4 protein-coding genes are annotated in these 3839 nt (G+C 62.6%); 2 read left to right on the top strand and 2 right to left on the bottom strand.

Features of this window, described 5'->3' with window-relative positions:
• The coding region (locus NKI72_RS34245; RefSeq protein WP_352852145.1) for a FadR/GntR family transcriptional regulator at positions 1–377 on the bottom strand (377 nt) is incomplete at its 3' end.
• Between the two features lie 144 nt (positions 378–521).
• A complete protein-coding gene (locus tag NKI72_RS34250; protein ID WP_023675805.1) occupies positions 522–1511 on the bottom strand; it encodes a sugar-binding protein in 990 nt (329 codons plus the stop codon).
• 426 nt (positions 1512–1937) lie between these two features.
• On the opposite strand from NKI72_RS34250, the gene NKI72_RS34255 reads away from it, so the two are divergent.
• Positions 1938–2678 (top strand): ATP-binding cassette domain-containing protein, encoded by a 741-nt coding sequence (locus NKI72_RS34255; protein ID WP_023675804.1) that lies wholly within the window; start codon positions 1938–1940, stop codon positions 2676–2678.
• 34 nt (positions 2679–2712) lie between these two features.
• Complete coding sequence (locus NKI72_RS34260) at positions 2713–3711, top strand: ABC transporter permease (RefSeq protein WP_352774456.1); 999 nt, start codon at positions 2713–2715, stop codon at positions 3709–3711.
• Positions 3712–3839: the final 128 nt, after the last annotated feature.

Here is a 3839-nt window from a genome sequence, read left to right on the forward strand (position 1 = left end):
AGGAACACCTCGCGGTCCGGCGAGGTCGCGTACCAGGCCAGCACGTCGCGATCGAGCAGGTTCCAGCGTTCCTTCGGCTCGACCCAGCTGCCGATCTTCGGGCGTGACGCCAAAAGGCTCTTGGCCATCAGCATCTTGATCGCCTCGCGCACCGCCGAGCGGCTGACGTCGAAGGTCTCCGACCATTTGGCTTCGTTGGGCAGGATGGTTCCCGGCGGATAGTCGCCGCGCACGATCCTCAGCCCGATTTCGTTGGCGAGCGAGGCATGCACGCTCGAGCCGGGAAAGTGTGCGGCGTCGGCGCGCCGAACGACGGCCGGCCGCCCAGGCTCTGCCTTCAATTTGGCGGGTTGCTTTTTTGATGTCGCGTCCGGCATTCGTATTCCCCGGCAGCTGCTTGTCGAAAGCCTGAATTCAGGGCACGACAAAGCAGCGGCCTACGCTCCAAAGCAGCGTCGCCTCGTGCGTTTGTATGGACGATGCGTAACGGGGCGCCCGACGGGCGCCCCGAAACTGCGAACCTACTTCTGGATGCAGGTGTCGACGGTGTCCTTGGTGCATTCGTCGAGACCGGTGAACACCGGATCGGCGACCGGCTTGCCGTCGACCAGGTCGATCATCACCGAGGGCGCCTTGTAGCCCATCTCGAACGGCCGCTGGCCAACCAGCGCGGTCACCAGTCCGTCACGGGCAATCGCCACCTCGTCGCCGATCGTGTCGGCGGCGCCGATGACGAAGGCGTTGCTGGCGATCTTGTCGGCCATCGGCTTGAACAGGTCGCGGTAGGGCTGCGGAGCGCCGAACAGCGGCCAGCCGCCCATGATGCCGAAGGCATCGAGATCGGGATTGGCGGCGAGGATGTCGGTCATCGCCTGCACGCCCTTGGCGCCGTCGTCATTGGTGAATACCGGGCAGCCGGCAACTTCCGTCCAGCCGCCTTCCCCTGCCAGCGCCGCGAGGCCGTCTTTGCCCGAAAGCGCGTCACGCATGCCCTGCGCGCGGCGCAGGATGTTGTCGGCCGCCGGATTGCCTTCGATGGTGCAGATCTTGCCGCCATTCGGCTTGGCCTTCTTGATGTATTCGCCGATCTTGTGACCCATCAGGTAATTGTCGGTGCCGAGATAGGTCTTGCGCAGCGCCGCATCTTCCTTGCTGAGGTCGGCGTCGAGGGTCATGATCGGGATCGACGGATTGGCGCTTTTGATCGTCTGCGCGATCAGCGGCGCGTTCGACGGCGAAATCGCCATCGCCACCGTGTCGGGCTTGCTCAGCATGTCCTGGACGATCTGGGCTTCACCGGCCTCATCCGAGGTCGACGCCGGTCCGGTGTAGAAGCACTCATATTCCGAGCTGGCGTTTTCCTTGTTCCATTTCTCGCAACCCTGGTGGATGGCCTCGAAGAATGGATTGTCGAGACCCTTCACGACGATGACGAGCTGTTTCTTGGCCATGGCCGGCCCGGCACCCAGCGCCATGACGGCGGCGGCAGCGAGCAATAGTGATTTCCTCATGTCAGTCCTCCCTTTGAAACAAACGGACACGGCGTGCCCGCCACACACAGATCGACCCGGAGCAAGATGACAGAGGACGTCGCACTCGTGTCGCCAAGCCAGGTCGATAAGCATTTTCATATTCAGTCTCAGACCGGCACCGACAGATATCGCTGGTTACCAGATCCCTGACCGACAAACCCTCACCGATTCCTTCCGGCAACCCGGTGGCTGGGCGCAAGCTCCTCCGACACTTAGCTAATATCGCCTTGTCACCGACGTCAATGCTATTTGTCCTACAAAACTGATTTTTCGAAAGAAGCCGTGGTTGACGCCAAGGAGGCTTATGCGTAAATGGGCAAAATCGCTGCTTCCGGGAGGAACTGGGGAGAGCGAATGGCCGCGGCAAAACCGCAGGCCGCAAAGCACGGGGAGGCAAGAAGGCTGGTGGCGGTTCTCGAACTCACCAACATCTCGAAGCATTTTGGCGCCATCCAGGCGGTCAACGACGTTTCGTTGTCGATCGAGGCCGGACAGGTTGTCGGCCTGATGGGCGACAACGGCGCCGGCAAGTCGACGCTGGTCAAGATGATCGCCGGCAATTTCCCGCCGAGCCATGGCACGATGCAGATGGACGGCAAGGAGCTGATCCTGCACAAGCCGGTCGAGGCGCGCCAGCACGGCATCGAAATCGTCCATCAGGACCTGGCACTGTGCAACAATCTGACGGCCGCCGCCAACGTCTATCTCGGCCGTGAATTGCGCCGCGGCCTCGGGCCGCTTCGCATCCTCGACTATGCCGCGATGTACAAGCGTGCCGGCCAGATCTTCGCCGAGCTGAAATCCGAAACGCGCCCGCGCGACCTGGTCAAGCAAATGTCAGGCGGCCAGCGGCAGGCGGTGGCGATCGCCCGCACCATGCTTTCGCAGGCCAAGATCGTGCTGATGGACGAGCCGACGGCGGCGATCTCGGTGCGCCAGGTCGCCGAGGTGCTGAACCTGATCCGCCATTTGCGCGACCAGGGCATCGCCGTCGTGCTGATCAGCCACCGCATGCCCGACGTCTTTGACGTCGCCGACCGCGTCATCGTCATGCGGCGCGGCCGCAAGGTCGCCGACAAGACGATCGCATCGAGTTCGCCGGAAGAAGTCACCGGGCTCATCACCGGCGCCATCGAACAGGTATGATTGACGCCTCAACCATGAGTAAAAAAGGTCGATAATGGCAGTCACCCTTGATCAGACGATCGCGCACAAGCAGCACACCTTGCTGAGCAAGGTGTTTGCCAGCCAGACCTTCTGGGTGGTGATCGCGGTCATCCTCGCCTGCCTGTTCCTGTCGGTGGCCACGGATTCCTTTGCCACGACCAAGAACCTCTACAACATCACCCGCAACATCACCTTCGTCGCCATCGTGGCGCTCGGCATGACCTTCGTCATCATCACCGGCGGTATCGACCTGTCGGTCGGCTCGGTGCTTTGCCTGTGCTCGATGGTGCTGGCCGTGACCATGCATGCCGGCTACGGCATCGAGATCGGCATTGCCGCTGCGATTGCCACAGCGCTGATCATCGGCGCCTTCAACGGGGTTCTGATCGCCTATCTCGGCTTTCCGCCTTTCGTGGTGACGCTCGGCATGCTGTCGATTGCGCGCAGCCTAGCCATGGTCGCCTCCAACAACACCGTCGTCTTCCAGTTCGGGCCGGATCACGACAAGCTGCTGGCGCTGGGCGGCGGCGCCTGGGTGTTCGGCATCGCCAATCCGGTGCTCTACATGATCGTGCTGGCGTTGATCACCGGCTTTGTGTTGCGCTGGACGAAATTCGGCCGGCACATCTTCGCCATCGGCGGCAACGAGCATGCGGCAACGCTGACCGGCGTTCCGGTGCGCCAGATCAAGGTCGTCGTCTACATGATCTCGGCATTGGCGGCTGGCCTTGCCGGCATCATCCAGACCGGCTGGCTGGGCGCGGTCACCACCAATCTCGGCAACGGCATGGAGCTTCAGGTGATCGCCGCCACCGTCATCGGCGGCGCCAACCTGGCCGGCGGCATGGGCACAGCCTTCGGCGCGGTCGTCGGTGCGGCGCTGATCGAGGTCATCCGCAACAGCCTCGGCCTGCTCGGCATCAATGCCTTCTGGCAAGGCGTGTTCATCGGCGGCGCCATCCTGCTCGCCGTGCTGTTCGACCGCATCCGCAATTTCAGGCGCAACGACTGACGTTCAAGCGCAGCCTCCCCCTTCTCCCCTTGTGAGGGCTTTGCATGAAGGGTGTGCTTAACCTGATTGGCCTACTGGGCGTCTTTTGAAGGCGTCTAAGGCCTCGCCCTGTCGCCCTGGCGCGGCAT

It is taken from the genome of Mesorhizobium sp. M0437, assembly GCF_040321335.1.
Classification (GTDB): domain Bacteria; phylum Pseudomonadota; class Alphaproteobacteria; order Rhizobiales; family Rhizobiaceae; genus Mesorhizobium.